We start from the raw sequence: 703 nt of genomic DNA on the forward strand, positions 1-703 counted from the left end.
TGCTTTAAATTCTGTATAAATAAACTTAGGCATAGAATATAGTCCAAAATAAATACCTAAAGAAATTCCTAAAATAGTTGGAAGTAAAGCATTAATATAGTATTTTTTTGAAATTTCATTTTTAGAATAACCTAAAAACATATATGTTCCTATAGAATTTCTTTGTTCATCAACCATTCTTGTCATAGTAGTAGTTGAAACAAGTATTACTATTAAATAAAAAATTACAGGAAATAATTTTGAAATAATATTTAAACTTTCTATACTTTCAATAAATGATGAATAATTTGGATTATCAATTCTTGTATTTATAAAATATATTGAGTTTAATAAGTCTAGTTTACGTCTATTTATTTCCAAATCATTTAACGAATTTTCTATAATTTCATTAGCTTTATTCTTTTCTTCTTCAAACTTTTTTGCAGCTTTCTCTATTTCTTTTTTTCTACTTTTAATCTCTTCTTTAGCCTTAATTATTTTACTTAAGTTTTCTTCATATTCTTCATTAAATTTATTTTTTTCTTCTATTAATTTTTTATTACCTTCTTCAAGTTTATCTAGTCCTAATTTAATTTGTTCTAATCCATCATTAATTTTTTTCTTATTTTCTTCTAGTTCATTTTTTTTGTTTTCAACAAAAGATAAATTGTTAATTAATTCTATTTTTTTATTTTCTAAATTTTTAAGTTCATCTTTTAATCTA

1 protein-coding gene is annotated in these 703 nt (G+C 19.9%); it reads right to left on the reverse strand.

Annotated features, from left to right (window positions below):
* Window positions 1-703, reverse strand: a 703-nt coding sequence (locus tag AYC60_RS04495) for an ABC transporter permease (RefSeq protein ID WP_156447664.1), incomplete at both ends; no start/stop codon positions are given.

Source organism: Streptobacillus felis (assembly GCF_001559775.1).
GTDB classification, from domain to species: Bacteria; Fusobacteriota; Fusobacteriia; order Fusobacteriales; family Leptotrichiaceae; genus Streptobacillus; species Streptobacillus felis.